Origin of the sequence: Helicobacter mustelae (genome assembly GCF_900476215.1) — a bacterium.
GTDB classification, from domain to species: domain Bacteria; phylum Campylobacterota; class Campylobacteria; order Campylobacterales; family Helicobacteraceae; genus Helicobacter_H; species Helicobacter_H mustelae.
Window position 1 is genome coordinate 1,538,476 of record NZ_LS483446.1, and the last position, 17,508, is coordinate 1,555,983.

General features: G+C 42.2%; 16 protein-coding genes. 3 read left to right on the top strand and 13 right to left on the bottom strand.

Going from position 1 to position 17,508, the window contains the following annotated elements:
• Positions 1-240 precede the first annotated feature (240 nt).
• From DQN48_RS07385 to DQN48_RS07435, 11 genes are all read right to left on the bottom strand, one after another.
• Positions 241-1,050: a 3'-5' exonuclease gene (locus tag DQN48_RS07385; protein WP_041913416.1), complete on the bottom strand. Its 810-nt coding sequence runs from the start codon at positions 1,048-1,050 to the stop codon at positions 241-243.
• A gap of 186 nt (positions 1,051-1,236) precedes the next feature.
• Positions 1,237-1,548, bottom strand: coding sequence for a thioredoxin family protein (locus DQN48_RS07390; protein ID WP_013023728.1), 312 nt, complete (start codon positions 1,546-1,548; stop codon positions 1,237-1,239).
• A gap of 46 nt (positions 1,549-1,594) precedes the next feature.
• A complete protein-coding gene (locus DQN48_RS07395; RefSeq protein WP_013023729.1) occupies positions 1,595-2,623 on the bottom strand; it encodes a YeiH family protein in 1,029 nt (342 codons plus the stop codon).
• Complete coding sequence (locus tag DQN48_RS07400; protein WP_013023730.1) at positions 2,613-3,074, bottom strand: hypothetical protein; 462 nt, start codon at positions 3,072-3,074, stop codon at positions 2,613-2,615. The genes DQN48_RS07395 and DQN48_RS07400 overlap by 11 nt, the downstream gene beginning before the upstream one ends.
• Positions 3,055-3,945 carry a tRNA 5-methoxyuridine(34)/uridine 5-oxyacetic acid(34) synthase CmoB gene (gene cmoB, locus DQN48_RS07405; RefSeq protein ID WP_013023731.1) on the bottom strand — a complete coding sequence of 297 codons (891 nt, stop codon included), beginning with the start codon at positions 3,943-3,945 and terminating at the stop codon, positions 3,055-3,057. The genes DQN48_RS07400 and cmoB overlap by 20 nt, the downstream gene beginning before the upstream one ends.
• Positions 3,935-4,942, bottom strand: a complete 1,008-nt coding sequence (locus tag DQN48_RS07410) for a hypothetical protein (protein ID WP_041913209.1) — start codon at positions 4,940-4,942, stop codon at positions 3,935-3,937. The genes cmoB and DQN48_RS07410 overlap by 11 nt, the downstream gene beginning before the upstream one ends.
• Positions 4,942-6,861 carry a methionine--tRNA ligase gene (gene metG / locus DQN48_RS07415; RefSeq protein ID WP_013023733.1) on the bottom strand — a complete coding sequence of 640 codons (1,920 nt, stop codon included), beginning with the start codon at positions 6,859-6,861 and terminating at the stop codon, positions 4,942-4,944. Before metG ends, DQN48_RS07410 begins: the two co-directional genes overlap by 1 nt.
• A 58-nt stretch (positions 6,862-6,919) precedes the next feature.
• On the bottom strand, positions 6,920-8,746 hold the full coding sequence (gene selB / locus DQN48_RS07420) for a selenocysteine-specific translation elongation factor (protein WP_013023734.1): 1,827 nt from the start codon (positions 8,744-8,746) through the stop codon (positions 6,920-6,922).
• Positions 8,739-9,953: a carboxynorspermidine decarboxylase gene (gene nspC / locus DQN48_RS07425; protein ID WP_013023735.1), complete on the bottom strand. Its 1,215-nt coding sequence runs from the start codon at positions 9,951-9,953 to the stop codon at positions 8,739-8,741. The genes selB and nspC overlap by 8 nt, the downstream gene beginning before the upstream one ends.
• The gene (locus DQN48_RS07430; RefSeq protein ID WP_373973453.1) at positions 9,953-10,915 is read right to left on the bottom strand and encodes a chemotaxis protein CheW; all 963 of its coding nucleotides are present in this window, start codon (positions 10,913-10,915) and stop codon (positions 9,953-9,955) included. Before DQN48_RS07430 ends, nspC begins: the two co-directional genes overlap by 1 nt.
• Positions 10,916-10,982: 67 nt before the next feature.
• Positions 10,983-11,945, bottom strand: coding sequence for a radical SAM/SPASM domain-containing protein (locus DQN48_RS07435; RefSeq protein ID WP_145980449.1), 963 nt, complete (start codon positions 11,943-11,945; stop codon positions 10,983-10,985).
• Positions 11,946-12,048: 103 nt separating this feature from the next.
• Here DQN48_RS07435 and DQN48_RS07440 point away from each other — a divergent pair, with 103 nt between their 5' ends.
• The 3 genes from DQN48_RS07440 (at position 12,049) to DQN48_RS07450 (ending at position 14,103) form a co-directional block, all read left to right on the top strand.
• The gene (locus DQN48_RS07440) at positions 12,049-12,702 is read left to right on the top strand and encodes a hypothetical protein (RefSeq protein WP_041913211.1); all 654 of its coding nucleotides are present in this window, start codon (positions 12,049-12,051) and stop codon (positions 12,700-12,702) included.
• A gap of 303 nt (positions 12,703-13,005) precedes the next feature.
• The gene (locus DQN48_RS07445; protein WP_041913419.1) at positions 13,006-13,575 is read left to right on the top strand and encodes a DedA family protein; all 570 of its coding nucleotides are present in this window, start codon (positions 13,006-13,008) and stop codon (positions 13,573-13,575) included.
• Positions 13,576-13,605: 30 nt separating this feature from the next.
• The gene (locus DQN48_RS07450) at positions 13,606-14,103 is read left to right on the top strand and encodes a flavodoxin (RefSeq protein WP_013023739.1); all 498 of its coding nucleotides are present in this window, start codon (positions 13,606-13,608) and stop codon (positions 14,101-14,103) included.
• A 291-nt stretch (positions 14,104-14,394) separates the two neighbouring features.
• Here the strand turns inward: DQN48_RS07450 and ccoG are convergent, their stop codons facing one another.
• Together ccoG and glnA are read right to left on the bottom strand one after the other, a co-directional pair.
• Positions 14,395-15,744: a cytochrome c oxidase accessory protein CcoG gene (ccoG, locus tag DQN48_RS07455; RefSeq protein ID WP_041913212.1), complete on the bottom strand. Its 1,350-nt coding sequence runs from the start codon at positions 15,742-15,744 to the stop codon at positions 14,395-14,397.
• A gap of 326 nt (positions 15,745-16,070) precedes the next feature.
• Positions 16,071-17,495 (bottom strand): type I glutamate--ammonia ligase, encoded by a 1,425-nt coding sequence (gene glnA / locus DQN48_RS07465; RefSeq protein WP_013023741.1) that lies wholly within the window; start codon positions 17,493-17,495, stop codon positions 16,071-16,073.
• Positions 17,496-17,508 lie beyond the last annotated feature (13 nt).

The following is a 17,508-nucleotide window of genomic DNA, read 5'->3' on the forward strand; positions in this document are numbered from 1 at the left end:
CATTACTCCCTGGAAAATCAGATAGGGCATTATAACGAAAGTTGAAAAAACAAAGGCATGCCAGAGGCAAGGTTATGGCCTGCTTCCTTAATATCTTTTGCAAAAACTTCCACAGTCACAAGCTTTGGATTTATGGGGTTAGGATTTGTGAGTTTTGTGGAGTGGGGTATAGGAGCAACGCAAGAGGCTTGAATAAAGCCAAAGACAATTATAAAATTTAAAAGCTCTTGGCTTAGGACTCTAGGCGCGCGCTAATTCCCTATCTAATGCTTGAAGAAAATGTGAGCTATAAGATCTGTCTTGAGGTATTTTGGAGCGAAAATCCAAAAGGATGGAAAAATAATCCTCCTTGCTCATTGCACCTCTAAGAAGCTCGTACTTAAGATAGACCCAATAGGTGTTTAACACATCGCTTTGGCAATAGGTCTGGATTTGCTCCATCTTCTCCTCCTCATCCAAAGTAGGGTCATAATAGATATGATGCACCATGTCTCCGCTGATGTCATATTTCCCTGGGAGATCTAGCATCATACAGATCTTATCTAGCTGCAATCCGCGCACATTGCCAAAATTTCCTAAGGTATCAAATAGGTCTACATGAAAGCGCTCACTATATCTTTGGCGATAGTTCTCCCATTTGTTTTTGTTGTGCTTGGGATTCTCTGTCTCATAGTAAGCAATGGCAGAGAGATTATAACGCATGCTCCTTAGCAGAATCGCAGGGATGTCAAAATTGCGCCCATTAAAGCTTACAAGCTTGGGGTTTTTCTTATCCATAAAGCTCAAAAACTCTGTGAGCAAATTCTCCTCTCCCTCGCCTTTGCCAAAATTACCCACCTTGATAAAATACCCATATTCATCTGCAAGCACACTGGAGATACAGATGATTTTATGCAAATGCAAGGGGAGAAATTCACTGCCAGTCTTTTCTTTTTGCAGAAAAAAGGCATGAGCACAGAGATCCAAATCACTCAAAAGGGCTGCATCAGGATACATACGACGCAAAATATCTACATCGGGAATGGTTTCAATATCAAGCACACAAATCATGGAGGCATTGTAGCAGGAAAATGCAACAAGCAAAATCCATAGCCAAAAAAAAACATTCAGAGGGGCAGGCAAGGGAGCAGACATTTATACCAACAGAGATAATGATTAAGGAAAACACACAAAGACAAACAAGAACAAAAAAGGGAGGAGGAAGTCCATAAAATCTATGGACTTTTGAAGATGGGATTAGAACAGCGCCTTAATGGCATTTTCAATCACCAAGCGATTGCCCGGCTCTATGAGTCGCTCTCCTACCTCCACTCCATTTTTAAAAAAAAGCAATGTGGGAATTCTTCTGATGTTGAGAGTTTCTTTTAGAGATTCTGCATCATCAAAATTCACCTTATAGAACTTCACTTTCCCCTCATATTCCTTGGATAATGCCTGCATGATGGGCTCAATCCTCACACAATCAGGGCACCAAGAAGCACCAAATTCCACTACCACCAACCCCTCTTTTGTGACTTGTCCATATTCTTTTTCTGTGATATTTTGCATGTTCACTCCTTGTCTTTAAAGATAGGGGAGTATAACATCTTTTTATTTATGCAAAGATCTTCACAAGCAAAAAGCCAAGCACCAGCAGGGTTCCAAATAAAATTGCCCCCAAGAGAAATGCCCTCCCCCCAGAGCTTAGGAATTTTTTGAGATCAATCTGCAATCCCAGCGCACTCATTGCAAACACCAAGGAGATGCTACAAAGAAGGCGCAGGATATACGTGCTTTTTTCTATCAAATCCTGAGAGAGGAAGGGGCCAATCAAAGGATCGATAAAGGAATTGATTACCACCATCAAAAGAAACAAAAAAGCAAACCAAGGGATGGGGAACTGACGCCTTACTCCTTCTTTTGGATTTTTTGCCGTGAGATAGGGGATGATCAACAAAAGTGGAACGAGCAAAATTACACGAATCATTTTTACTGTGATGGCAGCAACACTTGCATCTAGACCAATGCTCCCTGCTGCCCCCACAACATTTGCCACCTCATGAAGTGTCGCACCAATATAAACCCCCATCTGCGTCTGACTAAAAGAATCGTGCAAAAAAAACACATAAAAAAGCGGATACAAAAACATCGACAATAATCCAAAAAACACCACCGTCCCCACTGCGATGATCCCCTTGTAGGGCTCAGACTTGATGGAAGATTCTAGCGCAAGCACAGCAGCCGCTCCACAAATCGCACTCCCCCCACTCACAAGCATGGCGACATCTTTGTCTAATTTCAAAAATTTCACCCCAACATAGCTGCCCAGTGCAAAAATCCCCACCACCACACAAAGTGCGATCAAAAAGCCACTCCATCCAATGCCACTGATTTGATCCAATGTGACATTGAAGCCATAAAGCACAATACCAAAGCGCAAAAGCTTCTTGGCACTAAAATTTATGCCAGCTTCTAGATAGTCTTTCTTCCTACGAAAGAGCGGAGAGAGCAATGCTCCCATAATCACGCCTATAAGAAGCGCGGAGATGGGGATTCTTCGCGCAAAAAGCAGACCTTCAAGATAAAAAGACACAAGGACAATTACCCCAACAAATAAAATCCCATAAATGAGGCTAGTGCGCATTTCCCTCTTCTTTTAGCTTAAGTTTGAATAATTTTTTGTCAAAAATTGCGATGTAAAACATTCCCTCAAACACCTTGATATCCAGCAAAAACCCCTCGACTTTTACCTCACATTTTTTGATTCCACTTTGCAGCGTTGTGGCTTGAAATAAAATCTCATGCCCGATTTCAATAGGAGCTAGAAACTTGACATCTGAGCCAATGATGATGCTATTACGCTTATTGATTGCACAAAGTGCGGCATAAGAAGCGCTATTGAAAATAAAGCCTGCGTGTATGGATTTTTCTCCATCAGTTGTCATGATGGATGAGGCGCTAAAAACCACCTGTGCGCTTCCTTCTTTGATGCTCACAAGCTCGCCGCACAGATCCACATTGATGGCATTGCAGATGAGGAGCTTATCTTTTGGCTTGATTAGCGAGGAGGTTTGTTCAAAGTCTTGTTCTTGCATTTTTCATCCTTTTGAATTTGAAATATGCTCTTTTTGGCAGAGGGTAACCCTCAATCGTTTGCCCTTTTTGCAAATCGACAAAGGAATCTAGACTCAGAGAATCCATCCATTCTGTTTTGCGCTGCTCTTCTAGGGTCGTGGCTTTGATGTTGATGATTTCTATGAGTTCGAGTTTTGCGCGAAAACACCAGGACAGCAATGCGGGAATAGAGGGAATGAAATACACGTTTTTCATTTTGGCATAGCTTTCTTTAGGGGTGAGTGCAACCTCTTTATCATCATCAATGATAAGTGTGTCTAAAACCAGCTCACCATCCTCTCTGAGTGCACGTGCAAGCAGCTTGAGGGCAGATATGGGATCGCTTCTGTGATAGAGCACACCCAGACAAAAAATTACATCAAATTTTTTCTCATAAAAACGCAAATCCTCCACCCCCAGGAGTTGAAAAACAATTGGAGTCTGCAAAAAGTGATTGAGGAAGCAAAATTGTGCATAAAAAATTTCCCCAGGATCAAAGCCCATGAGGGATTTTGGATTGTGTTTGAGCATTTCCCATAAATAATAGCCATTATTACAGCCAATGTCTGCGACATCTTTTTGCTCTAGATTTACATGAGGGGCAATTTGCTCCCACTTCATGAAGCTGCGCCACTCACTATCAATAAACAAGTCTCCCAAATAAAATGGCCCCTTACGCCATGGCAAAAGAGCTCTAGCAAGATTTGTGATTGTTTCTTGATCTTTTTGGCAGAGCTCTGGCAGATTGATGTGCACTCCATTTTCACAGTGATAGGGGCAGGGATTGGAAAGCTTTGGCAATGTGGAGATTTTTTCAAAAAGCTCTTTGATTTTTGGATTTTTAAAATTCATCAAAAAGACTTGCCATGATTTTTGGTGCATGGGATTGCAGTAAATGCGTGAGATCTTCATTTTTGATTCCAAAAACCAATCCAAAATGAAAATTCTCCTGCTGGAAGAAGGAATATAAATCTTCTTTGTCGCCATAAAAAAGAGCGGGAAAGGGGAGCTCTTCTGCACAATCCTTGGGGAGAAATGTCATAATCCTACCCCATTTTCCATTGAGCGCAATGTATTTGAGATACTTTTTGAAATCTTGTAGCTCCTCTTGGGCGATGAGGACCTTATTGCTTTTGCCATAATCTACAAGCCTTGGGGTAGAATCAATGAAGTTGGGCTTAATGGCAGCTAGCTCTTTGAGCGCAGATAAATCATATTGGATTTGATAATTCTCGCATAAATACAAAACCGCGCACAGATCCTGTGCAAACAAAACAGGGAGATTGATATGATAATGCAAAAATTTATAATAAAAACGCAGATCAAACAAGGTCGCCACCCGAATATCTAGCAAGGATTCCTGTGGCACGATGCTTGGAGTGGAGTCTAGAATGTATTGCAGGGGTTTTTTCTGAGAAAATAAAATAGCCTTATAGAGATTTTCTTCACAAAACAAAAGGCTGACGATCTCCTCTAAATTCTCATCATAAATGAGCACATTGGCATCCGTGCAAATTTGTTTGAAAATAGCAAATTCAAGATCCTTGAGGCAGAAGGCCTCGATTTTTTTGCTTAGCAGGAAATAACGCAAAAGCCTTGAGATCGCTTCTTCTATGTTTTTTACCTCAATCCAAGCAATCTCAACATCATTGATTAATACGCTTTGGTCATACACGATACCATAAGCACCCATGGCAATGGCTGCATCAATCTCTTGTATATTTTTGGCAAAAAACAAATCTCCTTTTTTGAGAGCATTTAGCGCAAAAGAAATTCCACTAAATGCATCTATGGCGGGGGCATTGTGCAGTTTCCCCTGCATCAATTCAATCATTTGATTCAATCTCACTAGCTTACCTTGCTACCATTTTGCTTTGTTTTATCCACCTTGAGAAGTCCTAGCCCCTCCAAATCCCTGACTGCAAGGATCATTCCCTCTGAAATCTCTCCCATGATTTTTGCGGGCTTGAGATTGGCAATCACACAAACTTGCTGATTTTTAAGACTCTCTGGAGTATAGAACTCTGCAATTCCTGAAAGTATACATCTAGGGCGCTCCTCTCCCAAATCCACTGATAACCTTAAGAGCTTCTTGCTTTTTGGGAGTGCCACTGCCTCCAAAACAGTCCCCACCCTAATGTCTAATTTGGAAAAATCCTCGATGCCCACAAGCCTATCGGTACTTAGGGCCTTGAGGGATGCATGCACTTTTGATGCCTTTGGCGCAATGGCTGCATCATGCTGGGATTGCACTTCTTTGCTCTCCTCAATTTTTGGGAAGAGTGCTTCTATTTTTTTTAGCCTTAGATCTGCTTCCCAGTGGCGCTTTGTAATGTATTTGGCATAATTTGCAGCCGTGGCCTCAATTCCAAATACACTTAGGATTTTTTGTGCAGTCTCTGGCATGATGGGATAGAGACACAATGCCCCTTTGATCAAAATATTTCCAATTACAAGCAAGAGGGAGGCTGTGGCTTTAATCTGTCCTTGTTTCATAAGATTCCAGGGCTCATATTTGGGGATCAGGGAGTTTGCAAGTGTAAAAATTTTCCACAATTCCTCCAGATAAGAAGAGGGCTGAATTTCATTCATGAGGGGCTCTAACCTTGCTAGGATCTGCTCGATTTGCTTTTTTTCTTCATACAAAGAAAACTCGCCACTCAAATGCAGTGCAAAATATTTTTCTGCCATCCCTAGCGTGCGGCTAAGAAGATTCCCCAAATCATTGGCAAGGTCGGTGTTAATCCGCTGTGCCAGGGATTTTTTTGCAAAATTCCCATCATTTCCAAAGCTCACCTCACGCAACAAAAAATAGCGCAGATGCTCAATCCCATAATCCTCCCCAACCTCTTTAGGATTGACAACATTGCCCAGGCTTTTGCTCATTTTTTTACCCTCAATCAACCACCATCCATGTGCGCAGATGACCTTGGGCAAGGGCAGCTCTAGACTCATCAAAAACGCAGGCCAATAGATGGCATGGAAGCGCAAAATATCCTTGCCAACAATTTGGATGGCATTCTCCCAAAAATCCTTTTGAAAATTTGCATCGGGATATCCAAGCGCAGTGATGTAATTCAAAAGCGCATCCAACCAAACATAGATAATGTGCCTTGGCTCTTGCAAATCTTTGGGAAGCGGGATGCCCCATGCAAAACTCGTGCGCGTGATGGAGAGATCATTAAGGCCATTTTTTACAAAATTGATGACTTCATTTTTTCGAAACCTTGGGAAGATGCAATCACTTTTTTCATACCATTGAAGCAATTTATCCTGATACTTGCTAAGTGCAAAAAAATAGCTCTCCTCTTTGATGAGATTTGTGTTTCTACCACAATCAGGACATTTTCCATCTAGAAGCTGTGAAGGAGCGAAAAAACTTTCACAACTAATGCAATAATTTCCCTCATACTCGCCCTTATAAATATCCCCCTTTTGATACATCTTGGAAAATGCCTCCTGCACCCCCTTGATGTGGCTAGCATCTGTGGTGCGCACAAAATGATCATAATCAATGCCAAAATAATCCCAGAGATTGCGAAATTCCTGGCTGATTTGATCAGCATAGGCCTTGGGGGTTTGGTGCTTTTTTTGTGCAGATTGCTCGATCTTTTGTCCATGCTCATCTGTGCCAGTGAGCAAAAATGTCTCTTCTCCCAAGAGGGTGTAGTACTTTTTGAGCATATCCGCCAAAATATTTGTATAAGCATGCCCAATATGAGGAACATCATTGACATAATAAATGGGCGTAGTGATGAATTTTTTCATGGATTTTTTCCCTCGGGTTTTTGGGAAAGATTATACAAAAATCTTATTGGAAATTTGCTTAAACATAGCGCAGGACCCTCTTTCCCTCCTGGTTTTTGATGTCTTGAAATTGATCAAAATAATCCAAATAAGCAATCAAATATTTTCTACTAATCCCCCATTCTTTTTTCAAGATTGCCAGATCCAAAAAATGATATTTCTCTAACAAATCGCGCATTTCTTTGAGGATGTGATTTAGCGTGATCGTAGGCAAAAATACATTCTTCTCTAAACGTGTGATTTTTTGTGCTTTGCAGAGTTTTTTGAGTGCATATGCGCCAATGCTAGGGTCAATATCTAGCAATGCATAGAGATGACTAGGAGCCTTTGGGGTTTTGCCACAACTTAGCAAATTTTCATAAAGCTTCTCTCTAACATAGCTTTGCAAATCCTTGATGGAATTATTTTTTGAGACAAATAGGCCCTTGTTCTTGGAAATCTCTTGATTTTTGCATAAATCTTGCAGGGCAGATTCTAGGATCAAAGGGGATGCCCAGGGAATCTTGCTAGAAAGCGATTTGCTAGAGAGGAGTGCGAAGGGATTTTTTGCATAAATCTTGCGCACAAGAGAGGCAATCTCTCCTAGAGCTTCTTGATGATAGAGTATGAGATTTTTGCTATCTAGCACGCTATTTGGAACAAGTGCAGCGATTTTTAAAGCCTCTTCTTGAGTAAGACAGAAGCGCTGTGAAGCACAAATAAGCCCAAATCCCCTCTTGTGTGCAAGCAAGATCCTGCCAAAACTCTCTACAAAATTTTTTGATAGGAGAGAGTGTAGCAAGGGAATTTTTTGGGATTTTTTGATGGGGTCTGTGATGGGACACAAAATCCTTCCTCCGGCAATATTTTTCTCTTCATCCCTCAAGACAAAGCGCTCCCCAAAGATGCTATAGATTTTTTTATCCGTTTGCAATGTGGCAAAGATCTGCCCCTGCTCCCTCTGCAAGACTAGGATTTTTGCATGGCAGCACTTTGTCCCGATATAAAATTGCACCTTGAGATTGTGCAAATCTTGCTTCACCAATGGATAAAGCACCACATCGATGCGATCAAACCCCCTCATAAAACCCCTTTGGGTTAGAAGATAGCCGCGTTTAAGCTTCTTGCTAGGAATATTTGCGAGATTGATGCCAACACGGTGAGAAAAAGAAGCGTGAGAGAGATTTTTGTGATGCATTTGCAAGGAACGCACCTGTAATTCTCTTTGGAGCTCACAGACAAAGACTTTTTGACCAACTTCAATCCCTCCACTTACTACACCGCCACTCACCACGCTGCCAACACCCGGGAGAGAAAAGCTGCGATCTATGTAGTAGCGAAAAAAATGCGCGGGGGTTTTTTGAGGCTTATGGATGGAATCTAACACATTTAAGAGTTCAAGCCTTAGCTTTGGCTCATAGATGCTAAAACTAAGAATGGCCTCTAGAGAAATGTTACTAAAGCGCGCAAAGAGATCTAGAACCTGAGATCTAAGGGCTAGATTTTGGGGGAGATCTACCTTGGTGATGACGCAAATGGCTTTTTGGATGCCCAAAAAATTGGCAATCTCTAGATGCTCGATGCTTTGGGGCATGATGCCATCATCACTCGCGATCACAAGAAGCAATACATCGATGCCAAATGCCCCAGCAATCATGTTTTTCACTAACTTATGATGTCCTGGCACATCAATCAATGTTATGGTACGGCTAGGAGTCCTTAGGTGAGAAAAGCTAATATCCAGAGTAATCCCCCGCTCTTTTTCCTGCGGGCTCTCATCTCCATCAAAACCATTGAGCGCCTTGATGAGAGAAGTTTTGCCATGGTCGATATGACCCGCTAACCCCACAATGATGTCATTATCCATTGCGATTTTTGTAGTCTAAATATCCAAATGTTTTGAGTAACACAAAGCCCTGATTTGTGATTTTGCCAAGGGAAGGCAGCGGGATGCCATTGAAAGTATTGTTTTTTACGATGGTGTAGTGCATCATGTCTTCAAAAATCACGCGATCCCCACGCTGCAATGCAACATCAAAGCTATAATCCCCAATCACATCTCCTGCTAGACAGCTAGGGCCGCCAAAGCGATAGCGATATTTTGCTACATCTTCTCCCTGGTCTTGATGAATGCCCCATCTATTTAGCACGCGCACCCTTGGGCGATAGGGCATCTCTAAGCAATCTGGCATATGCGCAGTAGCAGAAACATCCAAAATTGCAATATCCATTCCATTGTGAATGAGATCCACCACTTCCCCGATCAAAAACCCACTCTCCCAACCAACAGCCTCCCCTGGCTCCAAAAATACCGCGACTTCATTATAGCGCTTGCGAAAATCTTTGATGATGCCATCTAGGAGTGCGAGGTCATAACCCTTTCGCGTGATGTGATGCCCGCCACCAAAATTGATCCAAGACATTTGAGGGATGTAATCTCCAAAATGCCTTTCAAAATGCACCAACGTGCGCGCAAGCGCATCAGAATTCTGCTCGCAATGGGTGTGGAAATGCAGGCCGCTGATGCCTTCTAACCCATAGCTCTGCACTCCTTTTTGGAATTCACTAGGATTGATGCCTAGGCGACTGCCGCTAATGCAAGGATTATAGATGGGGGGAGTGACCTCGCTATAGAGAGGATTGAGGCGCAATCCCACTTCAATCTCTTGCTTATTTTCTACTCTAAATATCTTATTTTTTTGCTCGATTAGGGGTTTAAATTCCTGCCACTGGGCAAAGGAATTGAAAATGATATGCGTAGCAATTTCTATGAGATCTAGCATTTCTTGATGCTTGTAAGCAGGAGAGAACACACAAACTTCTTTGTTTTTTTCCCTCCCTCCAAACTCCTCTGCCCCAAGCCTTGCTTCATGAATCCCGCTAGCAGTGGTGCCACTTAGATATTGGGAAATGAGAGAGAAGCTTGGATGGAGGGCGTAGCCCTTAAGCGCGAGCAAAATCTTTGCACCGCTAGACTTTTGGATGGAATCTAAAATCTCAAGATTGCCAAGTAAAAGCTCTTCTTCTAGCACATAGCAGGGAGAGGGGATATCCCATAGGATGTCGTGCTGCATTATTTGTTTAGCAATTCTTGAATGGCCTCTTTGATCTCGATGGGATTGGATTTGGATATGAAGCGATCGGCTTTAAGGGAGAGGGCCATGTATTCATTACTGCTTCCACTCATGGAAGAATTTACAATCACGGGGAGATGTGCGGTGTCTGGATTGTTTTTGACCTGCTTGATGACCTCAAAGCCGCTGACTTGGGGCATCTCCAAGTCCGTAATGATGAATCCAATCTCATCGAGTTTTGTTTTTTTGTCAAAGAGATAATCCAAGAGCTTCTCGCCATTGGTGAAATCTAGATGTTTTAGCTCGAGTTTGTCTAGGATGAATCCCATGGTCTTTAGCACGCTTGGGCTATCATCTGCTAGTAATGCGATCTTTTTGGTGGGGATTTTTTTCAATTCATTGAGTTCGAGCTGTTTTTCCTCCTCAATCCATGGGAACACATCCACAAGCATTTTTTCGATATCCACGACCTGCACCAAGCTCCCATCAAAATAGCGCGTATAGCTCACAAGCTTATTGTTATAAGCGCCCCCCGTGATGCTCACGCCCTGCTCAATCTCTGTCCATTTCTTAGACAAGATCCTATCTGCTTCAAAAATCCTCACCCCAATTGTCCAATGAGAAAATTCACAAATCATAATGACATCATCCTGGCCGCCTTCTCTGTGGATCCTGTGATCTTTTAGACTGCGATTAGGAAAGTTTCCATCATAATGAAACCACTTCCTCATATCCACAAGCGGCAGGGTCATGCCACGAATGGTGATGAGACCCTCTACCAGCGCATGCTCTTCGAAACTGATGGTATTGAGACTTCCATTGTATTTGACTACTTCGCGAATTTTAAAGACATTGACTGCATAGAGATCCTTGTCTTTCTCTAGGCGAAAACAAAGCAATTGCAGCTCGTTATTTTTGTGTAGGGATGTTACCTGATCGACTTGAACTAAGTTTGACATAATCCGCCTCTCTTCATCAAAAAAAGTTTCTGCAATCATATCATTTTTCGTGTAAAAATTTTAAGCCAAATCAATAGGATTTATGCGAAAAATTGGGGGATAGCAAGCGTACTGGGGGTGAGGCGACTCGATTTGTAGGAAAATTGCATTTTTTGCATAACTCCTCTATGGCAATGCCTTTTTCAAAGCCCTCTTTGATAGCAACAGATCTTGGAGAGTGATAGATTTCTTGCAGGCTTTGCACATTCACATCCCCAAGTGCAATCACCCCAGCAGCATCGATACAGCAAGGCACCACAATCCCATTGGCAAGGATTGCGATTTGCTCCTTGATGGCATGGCAGCGCCTGCTATCACAGCTTTTTTTTAGACTCATATCTGCCCAGGTGAAGCTTTTGGTAATCACCAAAAAAATATATTCTCTAAGCTTGTAGCGCCCATAAACATGGGGTTCTTTGATTTGCACGCCAAAAAAGCGCACGATCTGCTCTAAAACAGCAGGATTTAAGAGGCGATCTTGCAGGCGCAGATTGAGAAAAATCTTTGATTGGCGCATTTGGTGCAGTGCACAAAATTCCAAAATCTTTGCAAGATAGTCTTTTTTGTGGGGATTTTTGGGATCCAAACCCGCATCCAGCGAAAAAGCCACCTGATGAATACAGGGCTCAAAAAGCAGCTCTTGGCAGAGGTAATAGCCGCTAGTTACAATATCTGCCCTAAGTGCATATTTTGTCAAAAGATCCAGATAGGAGGAAAGATCGGTATGTTTGCAAGGATCTCCCAGGACATGGAGGCTCACGAGCTTGGTTTTTCCCTGGATTTGGGAGAGGATTTTCTCAAAAAGCAAGAGGCTCATCTTCCCGCGCACCCCTTTTTGCTGTGGGCAAAAAGAGCAATTTAGCCCACAAATATCGCTGATTTCTATATAGACTTTTTTGAAACGCAATCCCAGATCCATACTTTGGGGAATTATAGCCTTTGTAAGCAAAGATCCATCCATAAAAATCATTACTATTTTTCTAAAAATGCGCATAAAATGGAGGCAGAGTGTGGCAAAAATTCCCAGGTATTTCTTGATTTTTTTGCTATGATTTTCCCTATCACAAAACAAATAACATTAAACTGCGAGAAGAAAAATGAAGAGAATCTTGCTATTTTTATGCCTCTTAGGCTTCATTGATGCAGAAGAAGAAAATCCTAAAAATGGCTTATTTTTTGGACTAGAGGTGGGCCTACAAACAGCAGCGCTCAATCACGCTTTTGAAAATGGGGCTTGGAAGGGCTTTGTGGAGCATCCTGCCGGGGAGTTTGGCATCAAATTTGGAGATCAGCTGTATTACACCAATAATTTTGGCGCCAAATTATCCCTATATGGAGGCATCTCAACACCCATCACCCAAGGCTTCGCACTAGGGGATGCAAGAGCCAAAATCGATCTATTGCCCCTAAGTTTTGGGGTGGATTTTGAATTTTTGTATGATTTTTTGCAAAAGGGAAATTTTTTGCTAGGGGTGAACTTTGGCGCGGGTTATCGCTTTGTGTATTATCGCAATCGTGAAACCAGTGTGCAAAATGGGTTTAAAAACTCCTTCAAAAGCAATGATTTCTACCCCCAAATTGGACTACATTTCTTCCTAGGGAGGCATCAAATTTTTATCAATTACAGGGCCGGGGGGCTGCTGTATCAAAATTCCAAAATCCTGCGAGGCATCATAAAAAACACCATGCCCCTTTATGCGAGACTAAGAACCAGTGATTATATAGCAATGGAATATCTCTATCGATTCTAGTCCCAGGGTCTCTAAGATCTGTAAGGGTTGAGGGACCTCTTTGAAAATCCTTGGCTTTGGTCGCATGGATTTTTAAGAGATCGTGCATTTGAGTCCGCTGGGTCATGATCCCAGTTTTTAGAATTTTTGTGAATTTTTACCAGTAAATTCTGATTTTTTTATGAACTTTTCAATTTTTCTTGATAAGTTTTGATTTTTATGTTAGATTGACTCAGAAAAATAATTGTAATTTTTGTAAATAATAATTATAATTATGTTTTGAACAAAACACATAGATCGACACAAGGAGATGACTTGGAAGCCGTGCAATCATTTCAAGAACATTTACAATCCTGGGGGTATTTATTATTATTCCTCTATTCTTTAGGTGGAGGATATTTGGCCATCATTGCAGCGGGTTTTCTCAGCAGCCTAGGAAGCATGGATATCACCCTTTCTGTCCTGGTGGCTTTTGTGGGAAATGCCATTGGCAGCGGGATTTTTGCAGTCCTGGTGCGAAGTCAAAAAAAAGATTTTGCAAGATATTTTCAAAAACACAGGCGCAAGGTCGCCCTAGCGTTTTTGTGGCTCAAAAAATATGGCATTGGGCTGATTTTTTTTAGTAAATATATTTTTGGGATCAAGGCAATTGTTCCCGCGGTCATTGGTCTAAGCAAATACAGCTTGAAAAAATATTGGATTTTCAATACTCTTGCATGCCTCTTGTGGGCATTGGTGATGGGGCTACTTAGCTACTTTGCTAGCGAATTGGTAAAAAAACTCCTAGAGAAACTCGTTTTTCTGCCCCCCTATGCGATGCCATTGCTTTTATTGGGAATTGGCGTTTTGTTTGTTGGGGCACTAAAGTACTTTAGTAGCAAAAAAATGGTATAACTCTTTGCATCAACAGTGAAAGGAAAAATTATGAAAAAAATCGGCATTTTTTATGGAACAGATGGCGGAAATACTCATACAGTCGCAGATAAAATCGCGAAAGAAATTGGCGGGGAGGTGGATGTAATTGACATCTCCAAGGCTTCAAAGGATCAGGTACTGGGGTATGAGAATCTCATTCTTGCTAGCTCTACTTATGGCGCTGGGGATTTGCAATCTGACTGGGAAGATATTCTAGATAGCTTCTCTCAAGAGGATTTCCATGGGAAGGTGATTGGCCTGGTGGGACTAGGAGATCAGGATACCTATAGTGATACATTTTGCGATAGCCTTTCTCATCTCTATGAAAAAGTCAAACTTGGTAAGGTAGTGGGCCATACTGATGTGGATGGCTATGACTTTAGTGATACCAAATCCATTGAGGATGGAAAATTTGTGGGTCTAGTGATTGATGAGGACAATCAAGAAGACCTCAGCGATGAGCGCATCAAAAAATGGGTGGCAGAGATTAAACCTCTTTTCCTCTGATTCTTCTAAGCACCTGCATCATCTAGGCATTCCATCCTTAGATGGTGCAGGCACCCAGCACAGGCTTGAGTGGATTTGATGGCATGGGATTTTAACCATCCTTGCAATTTGTGAGCACTCTTGCCTCAAACCACCTAACCCCATCCCCCCTAAACACATCACACAACCCAAACAATCCCAATCTCATAAAATCCCAAAAAACTCACGAGCCACTGTTTTGTGGCATTGCAAAACATCCCGCACTATGCGCAGAACGCAAAAACGCGCATAGTACGCACAAAGCCATAGAGACTATTGCATGGCAGGAGTTACAAAAACACTCTTTCGATGAATCACTATTTTTGGGTCATCTGCCTCATAAATTTCAATCTCCAGTGGGATGGTGACATCCTGCTCATTGGAGAGTTTTTTGCCCTTGCTCCAAGTTCGCAAAATCACGATTTGCTTGAGCTTCTCTCCTGGATCCACCTCTATGGATTGCTTGGGACGGAGGATTTCTATGTCATCACGATTGGTGATACGAAAATAATAGCGATGGGGGCGATTTTCTGTGTTTTCAAACAAGAAAACATAAAAATTATCAATCGCGCCATTTTTTCGCACCTCATAGAGCTGGGTGTTGCGATCGATATTTACCAGCATGGGCTCTTTTTTGCTTCCCATAAATAGCATGATTCCCACCACAAGCAAGATGATGATGAGATAGCCAATGGTGGCTGCTCGGAAATACTTCACCCTGGAATTTGTGCTCACTGCATTGGGCGAACTCCAGGAAACCAGAGAGGGTTTATTGAATTTACCCATAACCTCGGTGCATGCATCCACGCATTCTAGACAGTTGATGCATTCTAATTGCATCCCCTTGCGAATATCAATATGCGTAGGACAAACCCTCACGCATTGATGGCAATTAATACATTCATTTATGGGATTTTGCTTTTTTGGCGGGGATAAGAGATTCCCCCCATCATCATACACCATACCCCCGCGCTTTGTGTCATAAATTGCCATGAGGGTGTTATTGTCAAAAAGCACAGATTGCACTCGCGCATAAGGACAGACATAAACACAGAAATTTTCTGCCATAAAAGTAATATCAAAAACCAAAAATGCCGCAATACAAAATAAAAATCCCAAAAAAACCTTGTGATCAGCAGGGTCTTGCAAATAGGCGAAAAAATCCTTAGGAGGGATGAAATAAAACAAAAACACGCTGGCTGCAATAAGCGCAATCACGCAAAAAAGCAGGATTGCCAGAGTCTTTTTGAAGACATTTGCACCCTCGTGATAATTGGGTTTTTTTTGCTTGTCTGCGACCTTTTTACGCAGCCCCAATAATTTGGTCTCAATAAGATCGCGATAAATCACGCGAAAAATCGTCTGCGGACAGCTCCATCCACACCACATACGCCCTCCAAGAGTCGTCATAAAAAAAATACCAATAAATAGCAGTATCAGTAAAAATGGCAACAAATAAAACTCTTGAACATTGAAGGCCACTCCCAATAGATGGAGCTGCTCATGGACAAAAGAAAGCAGCAGGATATGATTCCCATTTATCGTGATAAAGGGCATTAAGATCACCAAAATCGTGATGATGCCATAACCAATGTAGCGCTTGTAGCGATAATGAGTCACCATGGTTTTTCCTTTTTTCAAAAATGTGCAATTATAACATTTCTTGTTTTCAAACAAGTCCAAAAGCCCGCAGCCAAGAAAATGCCATAAATCTGATAGAAAGCCAACAAAAGGCAATGATGAGATGGGCTAAGCTAGGCAACACAAGGATAAGAGCAAGTCTAAAACAGGCATGGCAAAATTCCACGAACAAGTACGGGCGCAGGCAAAAAATGACAAGATTAGCCAAAAAATCTGTGACAAAAGCGCAAAGAGGCACAAAGAGGAGTGACTCCTATTTGCTTAGCAAAGATAAAACATGTCAAAGAAAGCAGGGGATGGATCAAGCCTTAGCAAGAATATGTAGTGATAAATTCATAGGGATGAGGACGGGCTTCAATCGGCCAAACTTCTGTGCGGAATTTCACACTCTTATAAGTCTGGATAAAAACCTCTGTAAACACCTCGCCTCGCTTGAGATACTCATGATCTAGCAGCATTTCCTCCAATGCCGTGCGTAGGGTGTGAGGCATCTGCTTGATACCCCTTGCCCGAATCTCATCCAAATGAAGTTTGAACAAATTAATATCCATAGGATCTCCAGGCTCAATCTTGTGCATAATGCCATCAAGCCCAGCCATCAAAATCGCGCAAAATGCTAGATAGGGGTTAGCTGAGCTATCGGGGAAGCGAAATTCTAGCCGCGAGCTCTTGCCCTTGCTATTGTAGGGAATACGCACGCTAGCACTTCTATTGTTTGCAGAATAAGTAAGAATTGATGGGGCTTCAAAGCCAGGAATCAAGCGCTTGAAAGAATTCGCTGAGGCATTGGTAAATGCAGCCACTGAGCGAGCATGCTTGAGGACTCCGCCCAGAAAATACAACGCCTCATGACTTAGATTTTTGTATTTTTCCCCCGCAAAGAGATTTTGCCCATCTTTCCAAATGCTCACATGCGTATGCATGCCATTTCCATTATCCCCAAAGAGAGGCTTTGGCATAAAAGTCGCGGTTTTTCCATTGAGATGCGCCACCATTTTTACGACATATTTAAGCTTTTGAATATTGTCTGCAGCCTCCAAAAGATTCCCAAATTTCACTCCGATTTCACCCTGTCCCTGGGCGACCTCATGATGCACGACAAAGGTCTCTAACCCCACCTGATGCAAAACCTTGACGATTTCTGCGCGAATATCCATCATGCTATCTACAGGAGGCACGGGGAAATACCCCCCCTTTGTCCCAGAGCGATGCCCGATGTTGACACCATTTTCCATATCCTTATCGCGATTCCAATCCCCCTCCTCGCTATCAATTTCATAATATTGGCAGTTGACAGCATCTTTGATTTTGACATTATCAAAGATGAAAAATTCATTCTCCGCACCGATGAATACCTCATCGCCAATGCCGCTTTGCTTGAGATATTCCATCGCCTTTTTTGCGATGGAGCGCGGGCATTTTTCATAAGGAGCATCCTGATAAATATCCCAGATATCACAAAACACCACGACAGTGGAATCCGCGCTAAAGGGATCGATGAAATAGCGCACTAGATCTGGTTTTAGTATCATGTCAGATTTTTCGATGCCCTGCCAGCCCTTCATCGAACTCGCATCAAAAGGAATCCCCTCCACTAGCATGGATGCTTCCACTGCTTGAACGCAGTAAGCAAGATGATGCCAAGCACCCTTGATATCACTAAACCTAAAATCAATGAATTCCACTTCATTTTCTTGGCAAAAATGAAAAAATTTCTGAATTTGTTCTTGCATAGGGATTCCTTTT